Below are 1,524 nucleotides of genomic sequence, written 5' to 3'. Positions count from 1 at the left end.
GGGTGGGGTGGACGGGGACTGGGGTCGGCCATGGCCCTGTTCATAACGGCTTCCGCCCCGGCTGCCTTCCGCCGGTAGAGTGCCGGTGGGGCTTTGTCGGCGGGAATGTCCTGAACCCTGCCCTGGAGGGATGGCTGGATGAAGGCGAAGCAGGAACTTCCCATCGTGCCGTTCGCGTCGGAGAAGGCGTTCGAGCAGTGGCTGGCGAAACACCACGCCGACGCACCGGGCGTCTGGTTGAAGTTCGCGAAGAAGCTGTCGGGCATCGCGTCCGTGACGTACGCCCAGGCGGTGGACGTGGCGCTCTGCTACGGCTGGATCGACGGGCAGGCGAAACCGGTCGACGACACCCACTGGATCCAGCGCTTCACGCCCCGCAGGGCCCGGAGCAGGTGGTCGAAGATCAACTGCGGCAAGGTGGACGCGCTCGTCGCCGCGGGACGGATGCGCCCCGCGGGCCTGCGCGAGGTGGACGCGGCCCGGGCCGACGGGCGGTGGGACGCGGCCTACGCGTCGCCCTCGGCCATCGCCGTCCCGGAGGACCTGCTGAGCGCGCTGGACGCGAACCCGAAGGCGAAGGCGTTCTTCGCCACGCTCAAGGGGTCCAACCGCTACGCCATCCTGTACCGGATCCACGACGCGAAGAAGCCGGAGACCCGCGCGCGCCGGCTGGAGAAGTTCGTCGCCATGCTGGAGGCAGGCGAGACGATTCACGGCTAGCTATTTGTCGCCCATGACCTCGATGGTGTGCTTGAGCCGCTCCAGGCCCAGGCGCACCAGGGCGCCTCGCAGGTCGGGCTGGCCCAGGAACGCCTTGCGGAACACCTCGCGCTCCAGCTTGAGCAGCGTGCACGGCGTCACCGTGCGCACGGTGGCGGTGGCCAGCCGGCTGCGCAAGAGGGAGATCTCCCCGAAGAGGGCGCCCTCCTCCAGCAGCGGATAGGGCGACTGGCGACCGTCGCCATGCGTGTGGAAGACCTCGCATTTGCCGCGCAGGAGGACGTAGAGGGCGTCGCCCGGCTGGCCCCGGGTGAGCAGTGTTTCGCCCGCGGGGACGGTGCAGGGCACGAAGGCGTCCCCCAGCTCGTGCTGCACTTCCTGGGGCAGGGCGGCGATGAGCGGGTTGCTGCGCAGGGTGTCCGCGAGCAGGCGCTCCTTCGCGGTCACCTGCATCTCGTCGCCCTTGACGCCGTAGTCCTTGCCCAGCTCCCGGACGCCGGCCTGGGTGAGCTCCAGCAGCACCACGTCCTCCACCGTCACCACCGTGGCGGTGCGCTTCGTGCCGGTGAGCAGTGCCAGCTCTCCGAAGAACTCCCCGGCGCCCAGGCGGCCCACCTCCGTGTTCGCGGCGCCGTCGTTGCCGCGCAGCACGGCGACGCGGCCTTCCAGCACGACGAACATCGAATTGCCGGGGTCCCCTTCGCGCACCACCACCTGGCCCGCCTGGAGGTAGCGCGTGCAGACGGGGGGCGCGGGCGTCGCGACTTCCGGTTCCGTCGCGGAGGGTGGGGCGGAAGGTGAAGC

2 protein-coding genes are annotated in these 1,524 nt (G+C 70.4%); one reads left to right on the top strand and one right to left on the bottom strand.

From position 1 onward, the window contains the following. Positions 1-138 precede the first annotated feature (138 nt). Positions 139-720 (top strand): YdeI/OmpD-associated family protein, encoded by a 582-nt coding sequence (locus D7V88_RS41415; protein WP_120545951.1) that lies wholly within the window; start codon positions 139-141, stop codon positions 718-720. Here D7V88_RS41415 and D7V88_RS41410 read toward each other — a convergent pair. Further along, a partial coding sequence (locus D7V88_RS41410) for a cyclic nucleotide-binding domain-containing protein (RefSeq protein WP_120545950.1) occupies positions 721-1,524 on the bottom strand: 804 nt, incomplete at its 5' end.

The organism is Corallococcus terminator, from assembly GCF_003611635.1.
Taxonomy (GTDB): Bacteria; Myxococcota; Myxococcia; order Myxococcales; family Myxococcaceae; genus Corallococcus; species Corallococcus terminator.
The sequence above is the reverse complement of the archived record's forward strand: the minus strand, read 5'-3'. Positions and strand labels throughout refer to the sequence as shown.

Excerpts from the sequence above, each read along its gene's own strand:
- D7V88_RS41415 (WP_120545951.1), top strand. The coding sequence starts at position 139 with ATGAAGGCGAAGCAGGAACTTCCCATCGTGCCGTTCGCGTCGGAGAAG.